We start from the raw sequence: 24,387 nt of genomic DNA, 5'->3' as shown, positions 1-24,387 counted from the left end.
GCGGGAAAGCGTATTATCTGCCTCCCGCGTTACCGTAAGATTCGCCGAAAGGCAAACGGGTAACGAACGCTCTTTAAAAATTTATCAGACAATCTGTGTGGGCACTCGCAAGACGATATCGAAGCCTGTTTCGGCAGGCAGAAGAAATATCAAAGTCTTGAAGAGTGACCAAAGCAGTACACATTTGAATTTCGGTTCGAATGCTTATTTGCAGAAAGTAATCTTTGAGCATTGCTATGTTAACTCATAGCAAATCAAACAAATCTTAAATTGAAGAGTTTGATCATGGCTCAGATTGAACGCTGGCGGCAGGCCTAACACATGCAAGTCGAGCGGCAGCGGGAAGTAGTTTACTACTTTGCCGGCGAGCGGCGGACGGGTGAGTAATGTCTGGGAAACTGCCTGATGGAGGGGGATAACTACTGGAAACGGTAGCTAATACCGCATGACCTCGCAAGAGCAAAGTGGGGGACCTTCGGGCCTCACGCCATCGGATGTGCCCAGATGGGATTAGCTAGTAGGTGGGGTAATGGCTCACCTAGGCGACGATCCCTAGCTGGTCTGAGAGGATGACCAGCCACACTGGAACTGAGACACGGTCCAGACTCCTACGGGAGGCAGCAGTGGGGAATATTGCACAATGGGCGCAAGCCTGATGCAGCCATGCCGCGTGTGTGAAGAAGGCCTTCGGGTTGTAAAGCACTTTCAGCGAGGAGGAAGGCAGTCGTGTTAATAGCACGATTGATTGACGTTACTCGCAGAAGAAGCACCGGCTAACTCCGTGCCAGCAGCCGCGGTAATACGGAGGGTGCAAGCGTTAATCGGAATTACTGGGCGTAAAGCGCACGCAGGCGGTTTGTTAAGTCAGATGTGAAATCCCCGCGCTTAACGTGGGAACTGCATTTGAAACTGGCAAGCTAGAGTCTTGTAGAGGGGGGTAGAATTCCAGGTGTAGCGGTGAAATGCGTAGAGATCTGGAGGAATACCGGTGGCGAAGGCGGCCCCCTGGACAAAGACTGACGCTCAGGTGCGAAAGCGTGGGGAGCAAACAGGATTAGATACCCTGGTAGTCCACGCTGTAAACGATGTCGACTTGGAGGTTGTGCCCTTGAGGCGTGGCTTCCGGAGCTAACGCGTTAAGTCGACCGCCTGGGGAGTACGGCCGCAAGGTTAAAACTCAAATGAATTGACGGGGGCCCGCACAAGCGGTGGAGCATGTGGTTTAATTCGATGCAACGCGAAGAACCTTACCTACTCTTGACATCCACAGAACTTAGCAGAGATGCTTCGGTGCCTTCGGGAACTGTGAGACAGGTGCTGCATGGCTGTCGTCAGCTCGTGTTGTGAAATGTTGGGTTAAGTCCCGCAACGAGCGCAACCCTTATCCTTTGTTGCCAGCACGTAATGGTGGGAACTCAAGGGAGACTGCCGGTGACAAACCGGAGGAAGGTGGGGATGACGTCAAGTCATCATGGCCCTTACGAGTAGGGCTACACACGTGCTACAATGGCAGATACAAAGTGAAGCGAACTCGCGAGAGCAAGCGGACCACATAAAGTCTGTCGTAGTCCGGATTGGAGTCTGCAACTCGACTCCATGAAGTCGGAATCGCTAGTAATCGTAGATCAGAATGCTACGGTGAATACGTTCCCGGGCCTTGTACACACCGCCCGTCACACCATGGGAGTGGGTTGCAAAAGAAGTAGGTAGCTTAACCTTCGGGAGGGCGCTTACCACTTTGTGATTCATGACTGGGGTGAAGTCGTAACAAGGTAACCGTAGGGGAACCTGCGGTTGGATCACCTCCTTACCTAACGATACGCATTGCGCAGTGTCCACACAGATTGTCTGATAGAAAGTAACGAGCAAATAAGGCCGGGCTGAGAGATTAGTCGGGCTTTAGTACCTTGTTGGGTCTGTAGCTCAGGTGGTTAGAGCGCACCCCTGATAAGGGTGAGGTCGGTGGTTCAAGTCCACTCAGACCCACCAACTCATCCTCATACTGCGTTACAGACACATTCGTTTATTCCCATAAACGTCGCGTGACTGCGCCTTGTCTGAGAATGAGTTATGCCGATAAGGTATTTTGCTTTTTATATGGGGCTATAGCTCAGCTGGGAGAGCGCCTGCCTTGCACGCAGGAGGTCAGCGGTTCGATCCCGCTTAGCTCCACCATATAAAAAAACTATTTCAAAACGTACTGCGGTCGCAAGGCACAGTGTGTTGTGAAATATTGCTCTTTAACAATCTGGAACAAGCTGAAAATTGAAACAATACAGCTGAAACTTATCTCTCCGTAGAATGACTGAGATAAGGATTAACCTGTATTAGAGTCTCTCAAATAATCGCAATGCCAATGTGTTAATCATTGTTGCAGTGTGAGCGAGAAGACACTCAGCCAGGCGTACAGCGCACAGCAACCGGAGTGAACTCAACGTTCATGAGGATTGCGCGCACTGCACAACACAGCAGAGTGTGTTCACAGCCACACCAATAACGAAGAAACATCTTTGGGTTGTGAGGTTAAGCGACTAAGCGTACACGGTGGATGCCTAGGCAGTCAGAGGCGATGAAGGGCGTGCTAATCTGCGAAAAGCGTCGGTAAGCTGATATGAAGCGTTACAACCGACGATACCCGAATGGGGAAACCCAGTGCAATTCGTTGCACTATTGCATGGTGAATACATAGCCATGCAAGGCGAACCGGGGGAACTGAAACATCTAAGTACCCCGAGGAAAAGAAATCAACCGAGATTCCCCCAGTAGCGGCGAGCGAACGGGGAAGAGCCCAGAGTCTGAATCAGTTTGTGTGCTAGTGGAAGCGTCTGGAAAGTCGCACGGTACAGGGTGATAGTCCCGTACACAAAAGCACACTTGCTGTGAACTCGATGAGTAGGGCGGGACACGTGACATCCTGTCTGAATATGGGGGGACCATCCTCCAAGGCTAAATACTCCTGACTGACCGATAGTGAACCAGTACCGTGAGGGAAAGGCGAAAAGAACCCCGGCGAGGGGAGTGAAATAGAACCTGAAACCGTGTACGTACAAGCAGTGGGAGCACCTTCGTGGTGTGACTGCGTACCTTTTGTATAATGGGTCAGCGACTTATATTTTGTAGCAAGGTTAACCGAATAGGGGAGCCGTAGGGAAACCGAGTCTTAACTGGGCGTCTAGTTGCAAGGTATAGACCCGAAACCCGGTGATCTAGCCATGGGCAGGTTGAAGGTTGGGTAACACTAACTGGAGGACCGAACCGACTAATGTTGAAAAATTAGCGGATGACTTGTGGCTGGGGGTGAAAGGCCAATCAAACCGGGAGATAGCTGGTTCTCCCCGAAAGCTATTTAGGTAGCGCCTCGTGAACTCATCTTCGGGGGTAGAGCACTGTTTCGGCTAGGGGGCCACCCCGGCTTACCAAACCGATGCAAACTCCGAATACCGAAGAATGTTATCACGGGAGACACACGGCGGGTGCTAACGTCCGTCGTGAAGAGGGAAACAACCCAGACCGCCAGCTAAGGTCCCAAAGTCATGGTTAAGTGGGAAACGATGTGGGAAGGCATAGACAGCCAGGATGTTGGCTTAGAAGCAGCCATCATTTAAAGAAAGCGTAATAGCTCACTGGTCGAGTCGGCCTGCGCGGAAGATGTAACGGGGCTAAACCATGCACCGAAGCTGCGGCAGCGACACTTAGGTGTTGTTGGGTAGGGGAGCGTTCTGTAAGCCGTTGAAGGTGACCTGTGAGGGTTGCTGGAGGTATCAGAAGTGCGAATGCTGACATAAGTAACGATAATGCGGGTGAAAAGCCCGCACGCCGGAAGACCAAGGGTTCCTGTCCAACGTTAATCGGGGCAGGGTGAGTCGACCCCTAAGGCGAGGCTGAAAAGCGTAGTCGATGGGAAACAGGTTAATATTCCTGTACTTGGTGTTACTGCGAAGGGGGGACGGAGAAGGCTAGGCTAGCCGGGCGACGGTTGTCCCGGTTTAAGCATGTAGGCGGAGTGACTTGGTAAATCCGGTTGCTTATCAACGCTGAGGTGTGATGACGAGCCACTACGGTGGTGAAGTAGTTGATGCCAAGCTTCCAGGAAAAGCCTCTAAGCATCAGGTAACATTAAATCGTACCCCAAACCGACACAGGTGGTCAGGTAGAGAATACTCAGGCGCTTGAGAGAACTCGGGTGAAGGAACTAGGCAAAATGGTGCCGTAACTTCGGGAGAAGGCACGCTGGCATTAGGTAATGGGACTTGCTCCCGGCGCCGAAGCCAGTCGCAGATACCAGCTGGCTGCAACTGTTTAATAAAAACACAGCACTGTGCAAACACGAAAGTGGACGTATACGGTGTGACGCCTGCCCGGTGCTGGAAGGTTAATTGATGGGGTCAGCCGCAAGGCGAAGCTCTTGATCGAAGCCCCAGTAAACGGCGGCCGTAACTATAACGGTCCTAAGGTAGCGAAATTCCTTGTCGGGTAAGTTCCGACCTGCACGAATGGCGTAATGATGGCCAGGCTGTCTCCACCCGAGACTCAGTGAAATTGAACTCGCTGTGAAGATGCAGTGTACCCGCGGCAAGACGGAAAGACCCCGTGAACCTTTACTATAGCTTGACACTGAACATTGAGCCTTGATGTGTAGGATAGGTGGGAGGCATCGAAGTGTGGACGCCAGTCTGCATGGAGCCAACCTTGAAATACCACCCTTTAATGTTTGATGTTCTAACTCGGCCCCGTGATCCGGGGTGAGGACAGTGTCTGGTGGGTAGTTTGACTGGGGCGGTCTCCTCCCAAAGAGTAACGGAGGAGCACGAAGGTTAGCTAATCACGGTCGGACATCGTGAGGTTAGTGCAAAGGCATAAGCTAGCTTGACTGCGAGAGTGACGGCTCGAGCAGGTACGAAAGTAGGTCTTAGTGATCCGGTGGTTCTGAATGGAAGGGCCATCGCTCAACGGATAAAAGGTACTCCGGGGATAACAGGCTGATACCGCCCAAGAGTTCATATCGACGGCGGTGTTTGGCACCTCGATGTCGGCTCATCACATCCTGGGGCTGAAGTAGGTCCCAAGGGTATGGCTGTTCGCCATTTAAAGTGGTACGCGAGCTGGGTTTAGAACGTCGTGAGACAGTTCGGTCCCTATCTGCCGTGGGCGTTGGAAGATTGAGAGGGGCTGCTCCTAGTACGAGAGGACCGGAGTGGACGAATCACTGGTGTTCGGGTTGTCATGCCAATGGCATTGCCCGGTAGCTAAATTCGGAAGAGATAACCGCTGAAAGCATCTAAGCGGGAAACTTGCCTCGAGATGAGTCTTCCCTGGGGCTTTAAGCCCCCTGAAGGAACGTTAAAGACTATGACGTTGATAGGCTGGGTGTGTAAGTGCAGCGATGTATTGAGCTAACCAGTACTAATGATCCGTGAGGCTTAACCTTACAACACCAAAGGTGTTTTGTGTTTGAGAGAGAATGAAATTTTCAGCGAATGTTCCGAGATTGGGCTGGCTGGCTGTGTGAAGAATTGCATAGCGGGTTAGTTTAGACAGAATTTGCCTGGCGGCCTTAGCGCGGTGGTCCCACCTGATCCCATGCCGAACTCAGAAGTGAAACGCCGTAGCGCCGATGGTAGTGTGGGGTCTCCCCATGCGAGAGTAGGACACTGCCAGGCATCAAATAAGCAAAAGAGGCTACCCTAACGGGTGGCCTTTTTTGTTTGTCTCGAGAGTAGGTTTAACTCGAAGATGATATGCAGACAAACTGCGAATGCAGTTTGAACAGCGCCTGCGCTGGCCCCTTTAGGGGTGAGACTCATCCTCAAGATGAGACGAATACTACTGCGAATGCAGTTTGAACAGCGCCTGCGCTGGCCCCTTTAGGGGTGAGACTCATCCTCAAGATGAGACGAATACTACTGCGAATGCAGTTTGAACAGCGCCTGCGCTGGCCCCTTTAGGGGTGAGACTCATCCTCAAGATGAGACGAATACTACTGCGAATGCAGTTTGAACAGCGCCTGCGCTGGCCCCTTTAGGGGTGAGACTCATCCTTAAGATGAGACGAATATGGTAGGAAAACATTGTCAGGAATGATTTTTAACGTTGCTTGCAACGGCTATTCGCACACTGCCAGGCATCAAATCAAGCAAAAACCTATGCCAAAAGCGTGGGGTTTTTGCTATAGGCAGAATATGGAGATATCTGCAAATATTGACACTTTATAATTTCAAATCAGAAAACCATGCTCAGATCAGAAGATTAATGTGGCAGAGGCCAGAGGGTAAAGCTCAACAGTTAACGTGACAAATAGAATGGAAAAGACTGCCCTGATGGGAATTTTTTGTTTATGGGTGTAGCCGTGGGGGATTTGAACATGGCAAATAAGGTTTGAGCCGCAGTAGTTGTTTACCGTAAGGCAGGAAATAACATGCTTATCGCTGCAACGGTATCAGTTAACTGTTTGATAAAGACTGTAACCTGTTATCGCCCCAGCGACGTCCCAGGCAAAATCCTTCCAGCTCCAGCCACTCCCACCTTGACGACTATCATATAACTCCTTACCTGCCCCGATCCCGATAGAAAACAACAGGCCAAAATTACGGCTCTTGGCATCGGACCAGTTCTGATGTTCACCATAGGCAGTGCCAGCGGCGGCTAAGGCGGCGGAAGCAAGAAAATGTTGCGCCTTATCTTTCCCAGTCCAGCTATCATTAGCCATGTGGGTACATGCAGAACTGAGAAAAAACAGTGGGGCGATAAGTAACAGGCGAAGATAAGGTGGGCACCACATGCCGTCTCTCCTCTGGCGAGATACAAAAAACCCGGCAGATAACCGGGCTTTCATATTTAAAGAATGCGGCTAATCAACCGATCGATACGGATCCTACGCAAACGACGGATCAGTTTGCGAACCTTGACTGGATATTGCTGAATATTTTCAAGCTCAAGGTAATGTGAGACAACTTTAGTATGAGTACGGATACATTCCAGCTCTTTAGCGCGCTGCTCGTGCATCTCATGCTTAGGGTCGTGGATCAAAATGGCATTTTCCAGATCCAAGCGCCAGGCGCGCGGATTCAGATTATTGCCAGTAATCAATTGCCAATTATTATCTACCCACATTCCTTTCAGATGGTAGGTGTTATCGCCATCTTTCCACAGGCGCACAATTAATTGCCCGCTATCGACAAAGCGCTGTAAGCGGCTCAGAAAGCGGCGCAGGTTGATTTCGTATAAGTAAGGTAACGCACCAATAATCTTAAATGGTTGATCTTCTGGAATATAAAAGTCATTTGCTGTTTTGTCACCAACAATAATTTCGACCTGTTTACCTTCACGCAATAGATAAATGATATTGCGGACTAACAGTGCCGGCAGGTTAAAGTAAGGTGTACAAATAGTGAGACGTTCGTCAGCAGAAGCCATTAAATGATGAATCGTTTTATTAAGCTGACTCTTTTTGCCTAACCCAACCAACGGGGTGACGGCTAATTCATCATTACTCGCTTGTGCTGGGAATTGATAGCCGATGTCACGCAGTGATGAACGAAATTGCCGGGTCTCATTTTTAATCTCAGGATTGGTTGGCCGGTCAGAACGATCAAGGCGTTGCACTGCGCCTGCACTTAGCACCCGTTGTTTCACGTAATCGACCATAATTTCGGCCAATGATGGATTCGTGATTAATTGGTAGCGGTCATAACGATACTTATCGTTTTGATAGAGGTAGACATCATTGATACTGGCACCACTGTAAATCACCGTATTATCAATGATAAAACCTTTCAGATGCAACACGCCGAGTGCTTCGCGCGTATTGACTGGAACACCGTAAATTGGAACACAAACATTCGGATGACTGGCTGCCATTTCACAATACCAATCAGCATTGGTATTGACCGCAGCGGCTCCGATACGCCCACGTTGTGCGCGGTGCCAGTCTACCAGCACGCAAATCTCCAGTTCTGGGCGCTGAAGCTTAGCCTGATAGAGGGCATTCATTACGTCCCGGCCTGCATCATCCTGCTCTAAGTAAAGCGCCACCAGATAAATACGCTTGGTCGCCAGGCCTATTAGATCCAACAGAGTAGAGCGGAAAACCTTGGGGCAATAAAGCGTTTGGACATCATCAACTGACTGGGGGAGTTTGGGCAGTTGTGCAAGGTGTTGTTGATGTTTACTACGTTTGAATTTTGACAACATCACAGTGCGCTTCTTCTCTTGTTATTTGATGGCAGAACCGCCATATCCTAAAAAACACTAATCCATTGAGTTGGGCGATAATACCACTACTTTCGCGGATTGTGCGCAAGTTTTGCCTGCCAAAGACCGAATCGTTTGGGGTTGTGGTATATATCACGGTGATTCATGTAACTGAAATCAAAGTGTCAGCTCCAGATTAACGATCCCATCTTCCATCTGTACATCAATACTAAAACCGAGTTTTTTAGCTAAACCGATCATGCCACGGTTGTTGGGCATGGTGACCGCTGTTAACCGCGTTAACCCATGGCTGCGAGTATACTGAATCATCTTTTCTAACAGTTCACTCCCCAATCCCAGCCCTTTAAGATCTGAGCGCACCAACACGGCAAACTCGGCGTCAATATTGTCAGGGTCAGACAACGCGCGAGTGACTCCAATAATTTCAGGACCATCATTTTTTTGGCGCACCGCGACAAAGGCCATTTCTCGATCATAGTCAATCTGTGTCATATTCGCCAAATCATCGTGGCTGAATTCATTTATTTCACTGAAGTAGCGATAGTAGAGATCTTCTTTAGTGACTTGGTCAATAAACAATTTTAGTAGTGGCTCATCTTCTGGCAAGATTGGGCGGAACAGGCACTGAGAGCCATCTTTAAGCTCTACAGTCTGTTCCAACTCGTGTGGATAGGGGCGAATCGCCAACCGTGCCTGCGGATCACCACTGACAGGTGCCAGTTGCATCGAAACATCCAACAGCGTGAATTCACTGCCTGAAGCAAGTACCGGGTGAATATCTAACCGGCTGATTTCGGGGCAATCGAGAATAAGATTGGAGACTTGTACCAGTAAACGGCTCAGCCCAGGGATATCCAAGGGTTGTAATGATCCACGGCTGCGAATTTTGCCGCCTTTGACCGCTTGTATAATGAGGTAGCGGGCCAGCGCCATATTGAGCGGCGGCAGTGCCACTGCGGCCTGAGTTTCATGATGCCACTCGATGCCACCTTCACCCAACATGATCAACGGACCAAAAATCGCATCCTGCTCTACCGCAATTCGCAACTCTTGGGCGCCAGCACGATTCGCCATACTTTGCACTAGCAAACCGTGGATACGGGCTTGCGGATAGGTGCGTTTTACCCGGTCAAGAATATCATCAGCAGCCCGCTGCACTTCAATTGCGGTGCGAAGATACAGCATTACGCCCTGAACTTCTGACTTGTGCGGGATATCCGGTGAGCGCAGTTTAATGGCCACTGGATAACCTAATCGCTCTGCGATATGTACCGCTTCTACGCTATCACTGGCAATCCAGGTTGGCAGGGTCCTGAGACCATAAGCTTCAAGTATCGGCTGTACTTCATGGGTATCAAGCTGGGTAGCACCTTCTGCCAGCGCCTGGCGGATCAACTGATGCACGTGGGCGGTGTTGGCGGTGAGGCCGACAGGTAGCGCAGGTGTTTCTTTTAATTGCTTCTGGTTACGGCGATATTCCACCATATGCATAAAGGCAGTAATCGCCCCCTCCGGGGTACGATAGGTTGGGATCCCGGCTTCGGTGAACAGTCGGCGTGCATCTTGCGATGAATATTCACCGCACCAGTTAGTGAGCAGGGTAAGGCGCTTGCCGCGTGGGTGCTGGCGGATAGCTGAAATCAGTAATTCCGCCGTTTTGCTTCCTGGCGCAGCAGCGCTCGGAGAATGGATCAGCAATAGTGCATCGTAGTCGGTACTGTCCAGTAGCGGTTTAAGCGCCGCCAGATAGCGCTCAGCGCTGGCATCATCGCGCAAGTCTATGGGGTTACGTAAGGAGACAAAAGAGGGCAGTACGGCACTCAACGCGGATTGGGTGGTATCAGAAAGGGTCGCCAACTTGCCATTACGGCTGATCAACTCATCCAACGCCATGGCCGCCGGGGCGGAACCATTGCTGACAATCAATAACCGCTCACCCCGTAGCGGGTGCATATGGCTGAGTGTTTCAACGGCGGAGAATAGCTCGTGAGTATCCTGCACCCGCAGCAAGCCAGCCCGCTGAATCGCGGCATCATAAGCCGCGTCCAGCCCTTGCTGACCATTGAGCAACTGTTGAGCACGTTGTGTGCGGCCACTTTTGACCACCAGAATCGGTTTATTGCGCGAAGCACTGCGTGAGGCGGATAAAAACCGGCGCGCATCACTGATGTGTTCGATATACAGCATAATGGCACTGGTTTTGCCATCTCTGGCCAGGAAATCGAGTAAGTCATCGACATCAATATCCAGACTGTCACCTAGCGCAATAAAATACGAGAAGCCAACTTCCCGCTGCTGCGCCCAATCGAGAATGGTGTTGGCTACCGCGGCAGATTGAGAGATAAATGCCAGGCGCCCTTTCTTGATGGGAACGGGTGAGAAACTGGCATTTAACCCTTGCCATGGAGCCAGCAAACCCAGACTGTTGGGGCCAAGTAGGCGCATATGATGGCGTTGCGCGCAGGCTTTCAGCTCTGGGAACTGTTCAGTTGCGGCAGACAAAATGATGACCGCTTTGCAGCCACGGATACCGAGATCTTCCAACAGAGCCAGATTACGGCTGTCATGAGTACACAGAATCGCCAGATCGGGCGTGATCGGCAGGTTAGCGATATTTGCGTAAGCCAACACGCCACATACTGCTTTATGGGTTGGGGTCACCGGTAGAATAGGGCCATTGAAGCCACCATCCAGCAAATTACGCATCATCAGAAAACCGGCGCGCTCCGGCTTTTCAGAAGCGCCGATAACCGCAATAGACTTCGGGCGTAGTAATGCTTCTAATCCACGTTGGCTCATCGTTTATCCCCGTCATCTTTGACATTACAGGTGTGTTGGCTGCGCTCACTCAGCCTGCGGGCTCGCATCAATACTGTTCAAACTGGTTCCAGAATGATTAGCTGCCTTCCTGCCCCTGAAATCTATTGGGTATAAATTAAAGACAGCTTATCTGATTTTATGTGCTTTCTTCGACAGTTGCTGTGACTCGCCCCACTGGGTGGTGAGGTTTTCCCGCTAAATATTGCTGGCGGAAATAGTGGAAATGGGCCGTTAATTGGTCTGCGGCCCGGATATCACCTGCTTGTTGTAGCAGGGCGGCGGCGACTTCGACAGTGCAGTGTTGCTCTGGGCGCGGGGCTTCACGTAACAGATAATCCGAGCTATTAGTGACATTGAGTGACAGCATCGGCAGGTCAGCCAGATAGGGACTTTTGCGGAACATCTTTTTGGCTTCGTTCCAGGTGCCGTCCAGCAGTATAAATAGCGGAGGCTTATCGCTGATGGGCAAGTGATTGAGTATCTGCCGTGGCGGTTCAGCGTACTTTTCTGGGAATACGACATATGGCTGGCGCGTCGGGTCGCTAATGGCTGCGAGCAACTCAGGGGCAACCTCAGTGCGTGCCCAGAGAAATGCCTGGGTATCGGGCAGAATATCAGCGATTAAGCGACCGGTATTGCTGGGTTTTAGAGGTTCGGTATCAAACATAATCAGGCAAAAGCGGCTGGCGGCTGGCTGCGGTTTTATGGTATCGCACAAACAAAAACGCTCTGCCAACAGGCAGCCCTGACAACGTATTGCCCGACAGCCACGGGCACGATAGGCGCGAGTGGATGCGGCTAAACGCTGCTGGCGTAAACGCAGTACGGCATTTTCCGTCGTGAGGACCGTATCTAAACTTAACGCATGGTCGGTGATGAATATTTCAGTCACGACGGACTCCTGATGAAATAGCGCTATTCTAATCAACCCTTGTGCTTAGTCATACCATAAAACAAAAAAACAATGCCCCGACAAAAAACTGTCAGGGCATCAATTTCACCGGGTGACTACGTTGCGCCGAAACGCGATAAATGGGTTAAACTAGCTTATCGGGCGGCTGACGCTACTGATAATTGCTCATCTAACCAATGATCAAAAGGTGCTTTTGGCAATGCGCCGCTGAGCATGTCGATCATTTTACCGTTGCGATACAGCATAATAGTTGGAATGCTGCGGATACGGAAACGGGTACTGAGTTCAGGTTCGGCTTCGGTGTTAACTTTGACGAAGCGGACTTTTCCGGTACGTTCTGCGGCCACGTCTTCAAAGATCGGCGCGAAGCTGCGGCAAGGGCCGCACCACGGAGCCCAGAAGTCGATGACCACCGGCAAGTCATCTTGCAGCAATTTATCCAGCGTTTCAGTGGTGGCGTTAATCACCTCGCCATCAAATAAAGAGTGGCCGCAGCGCCCACATTTAGCGCCGTCATCAATACGTTCTTCCGGTAGGCGGTTAGTCGCCATACAAGCTGCACATACCGTATTCATAGATTAGCCTTTATTTAGTGTCTCAATAGATAGAAGAGAAAACATCGCTGACTTGTTTCCTTGTTGTTATCTATTATGGAGATAAATGAGATAAGTGCCAAAAAGGTTTATTCGATGAATACGATAGTTGCTAGCTTTTAGCGCTTGGTTATGGCTAACCGGGCGGACATCAGGTAATCTTCGCGCCCTGCGCGTTGGTGGAGAAGACAATGAACGATTCATTTAGTGGCAAAAACGGCAAAGTCAAAGTGATGTACGTCCGCAGTGACGAAAGCAGCAGCGACGACCGTAACAACAATAACCGTAGTAAAAACCAGCGTCCGGCAAGCAAAGGTCGTCCAGGTGATAATGCAGGTCGGGGCAGCTCACCGCGTAGTAATGATTCACGTCGTAACGATTCCGGCCGTAATGAACGCGTGAGTCCTAGCCGCCCGGCACGTTCTGAAGGCAATGGACCTTACGATTCACCGTGGAAAACAGTATCTCGTGCGCCATCAGAAGAGCCAGAGTTTGATCATGGTGGTATCAGCGGTAAAAGTCATGTAGATCCGGCACAATTGCGCCGTCAGCGGGCTGAAGAAACGCGTGTTTATGGCGAGAACGCTTGTAAGGCATTATTTGAAAGCCGCCCAGACGCTATCGTCCGTGCCTGGTTTGTGCAATCTGTTACCCCACGTTTTCGCGAAGCGCTGAAATGGATGGCGGCTAACCGCAAGGCTTATCATGTGGTTGAGGAAGAAGAGCTGGCGAAGGCTTCTGGCACTGAACACCATGGTGGCGTGTGCTTCCTTATCAAGAAACGCCAGGGCCTGGATGCAGAAACCTATCTGCAACAGCAGACTCAGGCTAAAGATTGTGTACTGGCGCTGGAAGATGTGGGTAACCCACATAACCTCGGCGGCATTATGCGGACCTGCGCGCATTTCGGTATTAACGGCGTATTGTTGCAAGATCCGGCGATGCTGGAGTCGGGTGCGGCGGTGCGTACGGCTGAAGGTGGTGCGGAACATATCAAGGCTATCAATGCAGACGATTTCCTCTCAGTGTTGGATACCTTCCGTAAAGCCGGTTACACCATTGTGACCACATCGAGCCATAAAGGTGTCAGTCTGTCAAAAGCTGAACTGCCTGCCAAAATGGTGCTGGTATTAGGGCAAGAGAGTGACGGCCTGACCGATAGCGCTTGGCAGCAGGGCGATATGAGTGTGTCTATCGGCGGTACTGGCCGGGTAGAAAGCCTGAACGTATCAGTGGCAACCGGTATTCTGCTAGCAGAATGGTGGCGTCAGAATAGCGCCCAATAATACCCTGTATCGTTGAAACTGCAGGGTGAGCAGCGTTGCTTGCTGCCTACCTGCAACGCCAATGACGTTGGGTCTATATGACTGAGCTATAAAGTAAAAAGGGCGCTGATGATAAGTCAGCGCCCTTTTTGTTGCTCAGTGTTAGCCGTTAGTGCGCGCCACCGCCGCCACCGGAGGTAAAGGGTGGCTTAGCAAACCACACCAATGCCAGCAGTACCAGGAACACCCCCGCCGAAAGCCAGAAGATCTCATTTGCTGAGATAATCAGCCCCTGATTGGTAATCTCCCGTGCCAGATAAGCCGAGGCTTGTTGCTTGTTCATCCCCAGTTTTTCCAACTCCTGATACATCAGTGTCGCATTCGGATTGTACGGGTTAACAAACTCAGTCAGTTGCGAATGATGCATCGATTCTCTTTGCGTCCACAGCGTGGTGGTGATGGACGTACCAATCGACCCTGCCAGTGTTCGCAGGAAGTTAGACAAACTGGATGCTGCGGCTATTCGCTCCGGTGGTAAACCGGATAACGTAATCGCGGTCAGTGGCATAAAGAAGCAGGCAATCGCAAAACCTTGCACAAACTGCGGCCACGCCGACGCCCCAAAATCCATGCCCGGTTCGAATGTGTAAGCCCGCCAGTAGAAACATACCGCATACATAATGAAGCTGAATGTGACTAACTGCCGCATATCAATTCGATGGGAGAAGCGGCCAATAATAGGCGATAGCAGCACTGGCAATATGCCTACCGGCGCAGATGCCAAACCGGCCCAGGTGGCGGTGTAGCCATATACCTCCTGGAGTAGCTGTGGCAGCAAGACAATCGCGCCAAAGTACAACATATAGGCCAGGCTGATACACAAGCAACCAATGGTAAAGTTTCTCGATTTAAATAACGAGAGATCAATCACTGGATGGTCGTCAGTTAGCTCCCAAACTATCAAGAAGGTAATGGCAATCACGGCAATAACCGTCAGGACGATAATTTCGGTCGAGTTAAACCAATCCAGCTCCTTGCCTTGGTCGAGCATGATTTGTAAGGCACCGATCCCCACCACCAATAGCACCAGCCCCACCGTATCAATGGGTTTGATTTCAGTTTTGGTCTCGCGCCCTTTTAAGGTACTGCCTGCGACCAGAATAACCACCAGCCCGATAGGGATGTTGATAAAGAAGATCCAGCCCCAGTGATAGTTATCGCTGATATAACCGCCGAGGATCGGCCCAAATATCGGGGCCACAACAATTGTCATCGACCACAATGCCAGGGCCATACTTCGCTTCGCTGGCGGATAGTTATTGAGTAACAGGCTTTGCGACAGCGGAATCAATGGCCCTGCGACCAATCCCTGAATCACCCGGAAGAAGATAAGCATCCCCAGGCTGTTGGAAATACCACACAACCATGAGGCCAGAGCAAATAACCCCGTCGCCCACAGGAACAGACGCACTTCACCAATGCGCTTTGCCAGCCAGCCGGTGATGGGGATTGAAATGGCATTCGCCACCCCGAACGAAGTAATCACCCAAGTGCCTTGCGAGTTGGATGAACCTAAATCACCGGCAATAGTAGGAATAGCCACGTTTGCAATGGTGGAGTCCAACACCTGCATGAAAGTCGCTAATGATAGCGCGACCGTCATCCAGGCGAGTTGGGCACCCTCAAGCGGTTTTTGTGCCACAGAGGCCTCCGGCGCGCTTAACTTGCATTTGCATCAACATTAACCCGCATTCGCATGAACAATGTCGCTGATCATTTGATTAACCGGTGCTAAATCCAGTGACAACGCGTTAGTTACAAATGCCGGTTCTTTCCGCACATTTTGTGCCAGCACTTGGCCGTCGGTATTGGTGGTGTCCACTTTAACCGTTGTTGACAGGCCAATACGCAGCGGATGTTCAGCCAGTTGTTTGTTATCCAATTCGATACGGACCGGTAGGCGCTGAACCACTTTAATCCAGTTACCGGTGGCATTCTGCGCAGGTAACAATGAGAAGGCGCTACCCGTACCCATATCCAGGCCAACCACTTTCCCCTGATAAACCACGTTGTCACCATAGAAATCAGTGATAACGGTGGCACTTTGGCCAATGCGCATATTCGCTAACTGTGTCTCTTTAAAGTTAGCGTCAACCCACATTTGGTTCGCCGGGATAACTGCCATCAATGGCGCGCCATTGGCAATTTCAGCACCCACTTGCACACTGCGGCGTGAAACAAAACCGTCTACCGGGCTGACAACTTTGGTCCGTTGCACAGAGAGCCAGGCATCACGCAGCTTGGCCGCAGCCTGCTCAACCGCCGGTTGTTTTTCCAGTGGGGTATTCAAAACCAGCGCCTGATTGGCATTATATTGTGCAATCGCAACATCCAGTGAAGCTTGTGCCGCATCGACAGCATCACGGGCGTGTTGCACTTCTTCACGACCAATTGCATTAGCAGAACCCAGTACCACACGACGGCTTAAGTCATTTTGTGATTTACTTAGCTCCGTTTTTTTCAGGGCAATATTTGCCTGATACTGCTTACTGTTAATCATGAGTTGGTGGGTTTGACGCACACTGTTAGCCAGTGCGGTTTTTGCCTGCTCAAACGCCTGTTCAGCATCAGTTGGGTCAAGGGCCAGCAGCACATCACCGCTTTTAACCAAATCGGTATTTTCGACATTAACACTGATCACGCTGCCAGAAACTTGCGACATGATCTGTACCTGATTGCCTGAAATATAGGCATTATCAGTCTCTTGGTGATGACGCAGCACCAAGAACCAATAAATAAGATAGGCCACGCCAATGATGATAAAAATAACCGTCAGAAGAAGAAGCACATGCTTACGTTGCTTCTTTTTGTTGTTCTGCGGTTGTTGCGGGATTTGAGCTTCCGCGCTTGTACTCATGGTCTTCCCCACATTTTATATTGTTTTATTTTGTGAACCACCACTGACCGGTGCCTGATAGCCACCACTCAATGAACGGATCAAATTAATCTTGGCCTGCAATCAATAGTTGCTGGCGGTAAGTGCTGATTGTTGCTGTTGTAGATATTATGATTCGCTTGCTAACAATTTATCGCCACCAATAATCCTGGCTTTGAGCCTCTCGTACCCGCGCGGCATCAACGCATCAAGTTGGGGATCTTCCAGAACCCGCCACCACTGATGACTGAGTGCCAACGAACTGACTTTAGGCTGTGCCAATTGGCGTTTTGTTGGTTATCCAGTACTTGAGACTGAGGCGCAATATTATCGCTTGAGGCGCAGCCCGCCGGAAAAATGCGGCGAACAAAGGCGTCAGTCTCCAGCTATGTGGGGATCGCATAGTTGTTTAGCTGGATCAAGTCATGCACCTGGGTAGATATGTTGGAATTACGGCTCCGGTACTTCCATTTGATCTAAACGAGTCAGTAACTTGCGCGTCAGCGTTTCAAGCTGTTGCTGTTCGTCGGCGTCGAGGGTTGACCAAAGAAAATGCAGGCACTTATGCTGTGGGGGCAGAAGTTGATTTAAAAACTCAACACCCGCTTCGGTCAGATGCAAATGCAAACAACGGCGGTCATTGTGGCTTTCACGGCGCTCAATCCAGCCTTTCTTTTCCAACTCGTCAGCAATGCGGGTGGCATTAGTGCGCGAAGACCCCAGTGCAGCACTCAGTTCAGACGGTTGGATGCTATGACTTTCTTGTGCATCCAGGGTAATTAACGCCATAAACAAGGTTTCGTTAATCCCTTGCGCTTTCAGCATTTTGTTGCGATTTTCTAGCAATTTACTGTGCATATGCATACACAAGCGCGTCAGCAAAATCTCCTGATAAGGGAAATCCTTCTGGCGTTTGGCACGAAAATTAAGCATCTGTTCTATGGGACTAAACGAACTTTCCATTATAAGGAGCCTCATTAATTTCAAATGGTACAGTAACGATAGTGATTAATAATGTAAACGGTATAATTCGAGAAAAATTTAGCAATTCGTGTTATTCAGTCACTATATGTGAATAATGAGTGTCATTAATTGTAAGGGTATTGTGTTTTAGCTCACAATTTAGGCAATCATTCACTCCAAAATCATAAGTAATTTGAATGTCAGCCCGTAGCTGAGTGCGCCGAATAATGTGGCGAAGATAATACTGTTGGTTTTATAAAAGCAGCCGCAGATAACCAAAAAGCCAACCAATGTAGGGATGAGCTTCTGTGGGTTATGCATAATTTCTGGTGTGCTGGAAACCACCAATAATGCACAGATAGAAGCAATCCCAATGCTGTCCAACAGCAGTGACACTCTGCCCCGTTGCAGACTGGTTTGTTTACGTGCTGGCCCCAGGCGCAATGGTAAATAACGAAATAGGTAATTTACCGTCCCCACCACTAAACCAATAATCAGGACATCCGAATTCATGGTGTCGGCTCCTGCTCGTTATTTTCACTGTGTTCGGTCACCACTGCGGGGGTGGGTTGCAGCAGGGCGGCCAGGCATCCAGCGCTAATTCCAGCCAAAATCGCCACCGGAATAGAGAACAACACAGCGCCAAGCAATGCGCCACTCAGTGAGGCGATAACAGTTAGGCTGTATTGGCGTTTAAATGAGGCCAGCAGAAAACTTAAGAACAACGCCGGTAGCATAAAGGAGAGGGAGGCCTCAATAGCGGGGTAATTCTCCAGCGGGCCATTGCCAAACATTGCGCCGATAGCGGTACCCGCCACCCAAGATAACCAAGAGGTAAACGCGATACCCAGCATCCAGTTTTCGCTCCAGCGCCGCTGATCTTTCATTAGCTTGGCGGTAGCGGCAGCAAACACTTCATCGGTTAAACCAAATGCCCACAGGGCAGTTTTGTTACCTGATATTTTTGTCAAAATACGGTGTTTAAGTGCTGGGCCATACAAGATATGGCGGATATCCATTGCCATCACGGTCAAGGCGGAAACCCATAGCGACATCCCCGCGCTGAGCAGGGCGGTGATAACGAATTGGCTGGCACCGGCATAAATAATGCAAGAAAAGAAGATAGCTTCCAGCGGCGTAAAACCCAGTTTTACCGAACTCAGACCAAAGGCGAAAGCTACCGGTAAATAGCCGATAACGATAGGCAAGCTATCGGTAATGCCCTCGATAAAGGTGGCTATTGGCCGGGTAGCTGGCGGAGACTCGGTAATTTGGCTTTGCATAAGATCGTTGGGTTACAGGGCAAAATAATATGTTAGATAACATTACCAGAGAGGTAATGGTCTTAATACCCTATAACCCAAATTTATAGCTATATTGATTATTAGTTAGCTAATCAACTGAGATCACTCAACAGGTTGATTTGCAGGAGGATCGAAACGTTTACCGGCCAGCCACGTAGTGATATTTAGGATACACAGCACCAACCCGGCGGCTGCCACGCCATACCAGCCTGCATGTTGATATGCTGCCGCTGAAATCAGCGAGCCTAATGCACCACCGATAAAGTAAGTAGTCATATAACCGGCGGTTAAGCGATTTCTGGCTTCCGGCATCATGCGATATATCACGCTCTGATTGGTAACATGCACCCCTTGTACCGCCAGATCCAACACGACAATACCGATAATCAGGGCGATGATTGAATGTTGCCCCAGAGCGATAGGTATCCATGACAACAGCAGTAATCCCAAACCGACGCTGGTGGTGATGCGGGCTTTACCTTTATCTGCCAATTGGCCTGCTTTGGTTGCCATCAGCGCACCTGCGGCACCGACTAAACCAAATAACCCGATGGTGGCTTCGGAGTAACCGAACGGCGGGGACGCCAGTAAGAAGGCCATTGACGTCCACAACACACTAAAGTTGGCAAACGATAGCGCGCCGAGCAAGGCACGGGTGCGCAGCACCGGCGTGTGAATAAACAGTGAGAATATCGATCCGAGCAGTTGACCGTAATTTAAACCGGTATGTTGTTTATAGCGCGGTAGGTAGCGCCACAACACCAATGCCATGACGAACATCAGTGCACTGGCAACCCAATAAATAGTCCGCCAACCACCAATGGAGGCCAGTGCTCCGGCCACAGTTCGTGCCAGCAAAATCCCCAATAGCAGCCCGCTCATAATAATGCCGACCACTTTGCCGCGTTTTTCTGGCGCAGCCAGTGTGGCCGCCAGCGGCACCAGTAATTGTGCCACGACTGAGAACAGGCCAGTGAGCGCGGTGCCGACAATCATCATGGTGAGGTTTTGTGACATCGCGGTAATTAGCATACCGCCAGCAGCCAGCAACGTCATACCTACAATCAACCCACGGCGTTCAAACATATCCCCTAGCGGGACCAGGAATATTAAGCCGACGGCATAACCTAACTGGGCGGCGGTGACAATAAACCCAGCCTGATTGACCGAGAGATTAAAGGCTTGCGCGATGGTTTCCAGCAGTGGTTGGGCATAGTAGTTGCTGGCAACAGCCAGTCCGGTGGCGACCGACATCAACACGATTAATGCTGGACTTAAACCGGAGTTTTCAGCTTTTTGTTTCATGGGAGGAATGATTCTTATTGGCGAAGAAGAACAGTATTAGATAATTAGGAATGATAAACCAAGGGATAAATTTTATCTGATGAATCTCGCTGTTAGTTAAGTTTGGATCAGACTGGGGTTTAGTTGATCTTCGCTTGGTGAGCACTTGGCTTCAGTTTCTTCAACCGAGCAGGCTAATCGAACCGGGGCCGGCTGGCTCCCGAATGATAGAGTTAGCACTCAGCATGAAATTCTCTTATTACTGCGGTGGGCTTGTATGCTATGTTCCGCAAAAATGCCTATGCTGAAACGATAGTTTCATTGGCCGGAGAAGGGTATGAAACAGATTGATGAGCGTTTGCGGGCGCATTACGCGCAATTAACCCCGCAGGAACAGCGCGTTACCGATTTTATTTTTGATCATTTTGATGACCTGATTAGTTATAACAGTGCCGAGTTGGCGCGTTTGAGTGGGGTATCTAAGGCCACGGTTAGTAGACTGTTTAAGCGCCTGGGGTACGCCAGTTATCGGGAGATGCGCGAAGAGGTCCGCACCTTGCGTCAAAGCGGTATGCCATTGACCGATAACCGTGATGCGGTGCAAGGGAACACTTTATTGTCTCGCCACTACAAGCAAGAAATGGCGAATTTGACGCATTGGGTGAGTCAGTTGGATAGCCTTCAGTTAGGCGAGGTTATCAATGCGATGGTGCGTGCACCGCGTATTTTGTTGTTGGGGCTACGAAACAGTTACCCGGTCGCGCTGCATTTACGTCAACAGTTGTTGCAGGTGCGCCAGCAAGTGCAGTTGGTGCCGCAAACGGGGCAGACGTTAGCGGAGGAGCTAGTAGATGTCACGCAGCGCGATTTAGTTATTGTGGTGGCATTTCGCCGCCGCCCGAAGGTTATCCGTGAGATCCTGCTACAAATGCAGATACAAGGCGTGCCGACACTGTTGATTTGTGAGCCGCAGGCCCAGTCAATACTGCCGTTAGCGCGTTGGCGGTTAACTACACCGCTCGACAGTGTATCGGCCTTTGATAGCTACTCTTCGGCCATGAGTCTGGCGAGTCTACTGAGTAATGCCTTGTTGCATGAGATGCTAGCGCAGGGCCGCCAGCGAATTCATCAAATTGCTGATTTGTATGATTCTTTGGGCGAACTGGAACAGCGGTAGGTTGTTCGCTCGTTCAGTCGGTGAAAAGGCGATGGTTTTGTTTAGTCCCAGCGGCTTACGCCGTATTCGCTTCCCATTAGCGCTTTGTTGTTATTTTCATCAATTAACGCACCTTTATGGTGCACTCTAACTGTTTTCCGCACTCTCGTTGTGAGACTATCTCCCCAATTTATGCCCCACATTGCGTTTAAATGACCTAAAGATGGGCTATTTGCATAAATCATCATTGGCATAATATTTGCAACTATAGTTTCATTTTTATGATTTTAAGAATCTATCGTTTCATTATGGAACTATCGGATATATGCTATGAACATGAAAAAAGCGGATGTTGCTCTTGCATGTTACTGATTTTTTAAGGACGGAGATTTTCTATGTCGGCAATGAACCCTAACCCACTGTTTTGTCAAATTAATCCACCGGCGCGGTTACTTATGGGACCGGGGCCGATCAATGCCGATCCCCGAGTATTGCGGGCGATGGCCAGTCAGTTGATCGGGCAGTACGATCCGGTGATGACGGAGTATATGAATCAGGTGATGGCGCTGTATCGCGGGGTTTTCCGTACCGAGAACCGCTGGACTATGTTGATCGATGGCACCTCTCGTGCGGGTATCGAGGCGGTTTTACTGTCGGCTATCCGCCCTGGCGATAAAGTTCTGGTGCCAGTTTTTGGCCGTTTTGGTCATTTATTGTGTGAAATTGCGCGCCGTTGCCGGGCTGAAGTGCACACCATCGAAGTGCCGTGGGGCGAGGTCTTCAGCCCGCAGAGGATTGAAGATGCTATCAAGAAAGTGCGCCCACGACTGTTATTGACGGTGCAGGGTGATACGTCAACCACCATGTTGCAGCCGCTGGCTGAGTTGGGCGAGATCTGTCGCCGCCATCATGTGCTGTTTTATACCGATGCGACTGCATCACTGGGCGGAAACGTATTAGAAACCGATGCCTGGGGGCTGGACGCGGTATCGGCCGGGTTGCAAAAGTGCCTTGGCGGGCCATCAGGTAGTGCTCCGGTAACCCTTAGCCCACAATTCGCTGAGCAAGTACGGCGGCGCAAGTGTATTGAGCAGGGGATCCGTACTCAGGATCATGCTGATGGTGACGAAGAGATGATCTATTCCAATTACTTTGATTTGGGCATGATCATGGATTATTGGGGGCCGGAGCGCCTGAATCATCATACCGAAGCCACCAGTATGTTGTTTGCGGCCCGAGAATGCGCACGAGTAATGCTGGAAGAGGGATTGGACAACGGGATTGCCCGTCATGCTTTGCATGGTTCGGCGTTGTTGGCTGGTATTCAAGGAATGGGGCTGGCAGTCTTTGGTGATATAGGGCACCGGATGAACAATGTGTTGGGGGTGGTTATCCCGGCAGGTATTCACGGTGAACAAGTACGGCAACTGATGTTAAATGATTTTGGTATCGAGATTGGTACCTCATTCGGGCCGTTAAATGGCAAGATTTGGCGTATCGGCACCATGGGCTACAACGCGCGCAAAGATTGTGTGCTGCAAACACTGGTGGCATTGGAGGCGGTATTAAACCGTTTAGGTTTTGCCACGGTTCAGGGCAACGGCTTGCAAAGCGCGTGGAATGTTTATCAGGCTGAGAGTGACAAACAGGCTATTGATACAGTAAACGGAGCGAAATAATGGCCGTTACCCTGCCGGATGCCGAGGCAGAGCAATCTGCATTACGGGTATTGGCCCGTTGTGATGTGCTGGCGACCATCAGTGAATCAGCGGATGCGTTGACGCGGGTGTATCTATCTCCTGAACATTTGCGGGCAAATCAGCAGGTGGGCGAATGGATGCAGGCGGTCGGGATGCGCGTCTGGCAAGATGCAGTTGGTAATATTTGTGGCCGTTATGAAGGGCTGCAATCCGATGCGCCAGCCATATTGTTAGGCTCTCATCTTGATACGGTGCGCAACGCAGGCCGTTACGATGGCATGTTAGGCGTATTAAGTGCATTAGAAGTGGTGGGGTATTTGCACCGTCAGCAACAGCGGTTGCCTGTGGCCATTGAGGTGATTGGTTTTGCCGATGAAGAGGGAACGCGCTTTGGTATTACGCTGCTGGGGAGTAAGGGGATCACTGGGCACTGGTCAGCCGATTGGCTGAGTAAAACCGATGCTGAAGGTATCAGTGTGGCGCAGGCAATGGAAAACCTTGATTTTGACCCCACAGCGATAGCCAGTGCGCGGCGTGAGCTGAGTGATTTTTGCGCTTATCTGGAGCTGCATATTGAACAGGGGCCGTGTTTAGAAAAGGCCGATTTGGCATTGGGCGTGGTGACGGCAATTAATGGTGCACGCCGCCTGAATTGCCGATTCATCGGCTCTGCGGGCCATGCCGGTACGGTACCGATGGGGCAGCGGCAAGATGCATTAGCCGGCGCGGCACAATGGATTGGTGCCGTTGAACGGTTGACCACTTGCTATGGTGAACATTTAGTGGCGACAGTTGGAACACTCAGTTGTTCGCCAGGTGCTGTGAATGTGATTGCCGGAGAGGTGGTTCTGACGCTGGATATTCGCGGCCCGCAGGACAGTCACGTAGACCAGTTACTGGTCAGTTTGTTGGCGCAGGCGCAAGTCATTGCCGCACGCCGCGGCCTGATTTTTTCATCGGAAGAGTTTTACCGTATCAGTGCTACCGAATGTGATGCGGTTTTGCGCCAGCGAATCAACGCCAGTATTGATCGGGTGCAGGGTAGCTCGTTAGCACTGCCCAGCGGTGCGGGGCATGATGCCACTGCCGTTGCCGAGTGCTGGCCGGTAGGGATGTTGTTTGTGCGCTGCAAAGGGGGAGTCAGTCATCATCCTGATGAATCCGTCACGCGCCGTGATATTGCGATGGCTATTCAGGCTTATCTGGAAACAGTGCTAGCTTGGCGGCGGGTTTAACACCCTTGG

Annotated in this window: 15 protein-coding genes, 2 tRNA genes, 3 rRNA genes and 1 pseudogene; 9 read left to right on the top strand and 12 right to left on the bottom strand. The window is 50.5% G+C overall.

Features of this window, described 5'->3' with window-relative positions; genetic code table 11:
* Window positions 1–267 precede the first annotated feature (267 nt).
* The 5 genes from A6J67_RS21300 to rrf all read left to right on the top strand — a co-directional run bounded on the left by A6J67_RS21300 (window position 268) and on the right by rrf (window position 5,660).
* A 16S ribosomal RNA gene (locus A6J67_RS21300) occupies window positions 268–1,810 on the top strand.
* Between the two features lie 102 nt (window positions 1,811–1,912).
* Window positions 1,913–1,989: transfer RNA gene (locus tag A6J67_RS21295), tRNA-Ile, on the top strand.
* 110 nt (window positions 1,990–2,099) lie between these two features.
* Window positions 2,100–2,175: transfer RNA gene (locus A6J67_RS21290), tRNA-Ala, on the top strand.
* Window positions 2,176–2,521: 346 nt separating this feature from the next.
* A 23S ribosomal RNA gene (locus tag A6J67_RS21285) occupies window positions 2,522–5,428 on the top strand.
* 116 nt (window positions 5,429–5,544) lie between these two features.
* A 5S ribosomal RNA gene (gene rrf / locus A6J67_RS21280) occupies window positions 5,545–5,660 on the top strand.
* The 16S, 23S and 5S rRNA genes sit together here with 2 tRNA genes alongside, the layout of an rRNA operon.
* Before the next feature lie 775 nt (window positions 5,661–6,435).
* Here rrf and A6J67_RS21275 read toward each other — a convergent pair.
* From A6J67_RS21275 to trxC, 5 genes are all read right to left on the bottom strand, one after another.
* A complete protein-coding gene (locus A6J67_RS21275; protein WP_032907082.1) occupies window positions 6,436–6,777 on the bottom strand; it encodes a YfiM family lipoprotein in 342 nt (113 codons plus the stop codon).
* Window positions 6,778–6,833: 56 nt separating this feature from the next.
* Window positions 6,834–8,186: a CDP-diacylglycerol--serine O-phosphatidyltransferase gene (gene pssA, locus A6J67_RS21270; RefSeq protein ID WP_390898229.1), complete on the bottom strand. Its 1,353-nt coding sequence runs from the start codon at window positions 8,184–8,186 to the stop codon at window positions 6,834–6,836.
* A 180-nt stretch (window positions 8,187–8,366) separates the two neighbouring features.
* On the bottom strand, window positions 8,367–11,009 hold the full coding sequence (locus A6J67_RS21265; protein WP_005189068.1) for a bifunctional acetate--CoA ligase family protein/GNAT family N-acetyltransferase: 2,643 nt from the start codon (window positions 11,007–11,009) through the stop codon (window positions 8,367–8,369).
* A gap of 157 nt (window positions 11,010–11,166) precedes the next feature.
* The gene (locus tag A6J67_RS21260) at window positions 11,167–11,922 is read right to left on the bottom strand and encodes a tRNA-uridine aminocarboxypropyltransferase (RefSeq protein ID WP_005189071.1); all 756 of its coding nucleotides are present in this window, start codon (window positions 11,920–11,922) and stop codon (window positions 11,167–11,169) included.
* A 155-nt stretch (window positions 11,923–12,077) separates the two neighbouring features.
* Window positions 12,078–12,518, bottom strand: coding sequence for a thioredoxin TrxC (trxC, locus tag A6J67_RS21255; RefSeq protein ID WP_050073466.1), 441 nt, complete (start codon window positions 12,516–12,518; stop codon window positions 12,078–12,080).
* Window positions 12,519–12,727: 209 nt separating this feature from the next.
* Between trxC and A6J67_RS21250 the strand changes: the two genes are divergently transcribed.
* On the top strand, window positions 12,728–13,822 hold the full coding sequence (locus tag A6J67_RS21250; protein ID WP_005189077.1) for a tRNA/rRNA methyltransferase: 1,095 nt from the start codon (window positions 12,728–12,730) through the stop codon (window positions 13,820–13,822).
* Window positions 13,823–13,970: 148 nt separating this feature from the next.
* Here A6J67_RS21250 and emrB read toward each other — a convergent pair whose 3' ends face one another.
* From emrB to A6J67_RS21210, 7 genes and pseudogenes are all read right to left on the bottom strand, one after another.
* On the bottom strand, window positions 13,971–15,464 hold the full coding sequence (emrB, locus tag A6J67_RS21245) for a multidrug efflux MFS transporter permease subunit EmrB (RefSeq protein ID WP_230678742.1): 1,494 nt from the start codon (window positions 15,462–15,464) through the stop codon (window positions 13,971–13,973).
* 78 nt (window positions 15,465–15,542) lie between these two features.
* Window positions 15,543–16,718, bottom strand: a complete 1,176-nt coding sequence (emrA, locus tag A6J67_RS21240) for a multidrug efflux MFS transporter periplasmic adaptor subunit EmrA (RefSeq protein ID WP_005189080.1) — start codon at window positions 16,716–16,718, stop codon at window positions 15,543–15,545.
* 210 nt (window positions 16,719–16,928) lie between these two features.
* A pseudogene (locus A6J67_RS23895) lies at window positions 16,929–17,139 on the bottom strand (transporter); the annotation flags it as partial.
* 47 nt (window positions 17,140–17,186) lie between these two features.
* Complete coding sequence (gene mprA, locus A6J67_RS21225) at window positions 17,187–17,699, bottom strand: transcriptional repressor MprA (protein ID WP_032907085.1); 513 nt, start codon at window positions 17,697–17,699, stop codon at window positions 17,187–17,189.
* A gap of 171 nt (window positions 17,700–17,870) precedes the next feature.
* On the bottom strand, window positions 17,871–18,212 hold the full coding sequence (gene ygaH / locus A6J67_RS21220; RefSeq protein ID WP_050297400.1) for an L-valine transporter subunit YgaH: 342 nt from the start codon (window positions 18,210–18,212) through the stop codon (window positions 17,871–17,873).
* Window positions 18,209–18,982: an AzlC family ABC transporter permease gene (locus tag A6J67_RS21215; protein WP_050297401.1), complete on the bottom strand. Its 774-nt coding sequence runs from the start codon at window positions 18,980–18,982 to the stop codon at window positions 18,209–18,211. The genes ygaH and A6J67_RS21215 overlap by 4 nt, the downstream gene beginning before the upstream one ends.
* A 123-nt stretch (window positions 18,983–19,105) precedes the next feature.
* Entirely contained in the window at window positions 19,106–20,308 is a 1,203-nt protein-coding gene (locus A6J67_RS21210) for an MFS transporter (RefSeq protein WP_050297402.1), read from the bottom strand.
* A gap of 316 nt (window positions 20,309–20,624) precedes the next feature.
* Here A6J67_RS21210 and A6J67_RS21205 point away from each other — a divergent pair, with 316 nt between their 5' ends.
* The 3 genes from A6J67_RS21205 (at window position 20,625) to hpxK (ending at window position 24,378) form a co-directional block, all read left to right on the top strand.
* Window positions 20,625–21,464: a MurR/RpiR family transcriptional regulator gene (locus tag A6J67_RS21205; protein ID WP_050073464.1), complete on the top strand. Its 840-nt coding sequence runs from the start codon at window positions 20,625–20,627 to the stop codon at window positions 21,462–21,464.
* Between the two features lie 374 nt (window positions 21,465–21,838).
* Window positions 21,839–23,122, top strand: a complete 1,284-nt coding sequence (locus tag A6J67_RS21200) for a pyridoxal-phosphate-dependent aminotransferase family protein (RefSeq protein ID WP_032907090.1) — start codon at window positions 21,839–21,841, stop codon at window positions 23,120–23,122.
* Window positions 23,122–24,378, top strand: a complete 1,257-nt coding sequence (hpxK, locus tag A6J67_RS21195; RefSeq protein WP_050297403.1) for an allantoate amidohydrolase — start codon at window positions 23,122–23,124, stop codon at window positions 24,376–24,378. The genes A6J67_RS21200 and hpxK overlap by 1 nt, the downstream gene beginning before the upstream one ends.
* Window positions 24,379–24,387: the final 9 nt, after the last annotated feature.

The sequence above is a fragment of the Yersinia sp. FDAARGOS_228 genome, assembly GCF_002073315.2.
Classification (GTDB): Bacteria; Pseudomonadota; Gammaproteobacteria; order Enterobacterales; family Enterobacteriaceae; genus Yersinia; species Yersinia intermedia.
Note: the sequence above shows the minus strand (reverse complement) of the source record. Positions and strands in the feature narration are given on the sequence as shown.

Bases quoted from the DNA above. Each gene is read 5' to 3' on its own strand.
- A6J67_RS21275 (WP_032907082.1), bottom strand. From the start codon at position 6,777: ATGTGGTGCCCACCTTATCTTCGCCTGTTACTTATCGCCCCACTGTTT.
- A6J67_RS21265 (WP_005189068.1), bottom strand. From the start codon at position 11,009: ATGAGCCAACGTGGATTAGAAGCATTACTACGCCCGAAGTCTATTGCG.
- trxC (WP_050073466.1), bottom strand. From the start codon at position 12,518: ATGAATACGGTATGTGCAGCTTGTATGGCGACTAACCGCCTACCGGAA.
- A6J67_RS21250 (WP_005189077.1), top strand. From the start codon at position 12,728: ATGAACGATTCATTTAGTGGCAAAAACGGCAAAGTCAAAGTGATGTAC.
- emrB (WP_230678742.1), bottom strand. From the start codon at position 15,464: ATGACGGTCGCGCTATCATTAGCGACTTTCATGCAGGTGTTGGACTCC.
- emrA (WP_005189080.1), bottom strand. From the start codon at position 16,718: ATGAGTACAAGCGCGGAAGCTCAAATCCCGCAACAACCGCAGAACAAC.
- mprA (WP_032907085.1), bottom strand. From the start codon at position 17,699: ATGGAAAGTTCGTTTAGTCCCATAGAACAGATGCTTAATTTTCGTGCC.
- ygaH (WP_050297400.1), bottom strand. From the start codon at position 18,212: ATGAATTCGGATGTCCTGATTATTGGTTTAGTGGTGGGGACGGTAAAT.
- A6J67_RS21215 (WP_050297401.1), bottom strand. From the start codon at position 18,982: ATGCAAAGCCAAATTACCGAGTCTCCGCCAGCTACCCGGCCAATAGCC.
- A6J67_RS21210 (WP_050297402.1), bottom strand. From the start codon at position 20,308: ATGAAACAAAAAGCTGAAAACTCCGGTTTAAGTCCAGCATTAATCGTG.
- A6J67_RS21205 (WP_050073464.1), top strand. From the start codon at position 20,625: ATGAAACAGATTGATGAGCGTTTGCGGGCGCATTACGCGCAATTAACC.
- A6J67_RS21200 (WP_032907090.1), top strand. From the start codon at position 21,839: ATGTCGGCAATGAACCCTAACCCACTGTTTTGTCAAATTAATCCACCG.
- hpxK (WP_050297403.1), top strand. From the start codon at position 23,122: ATGGCCGTTACCCTGCCGGATGCCGAGGCAGAGCAATCTGCATTACGG.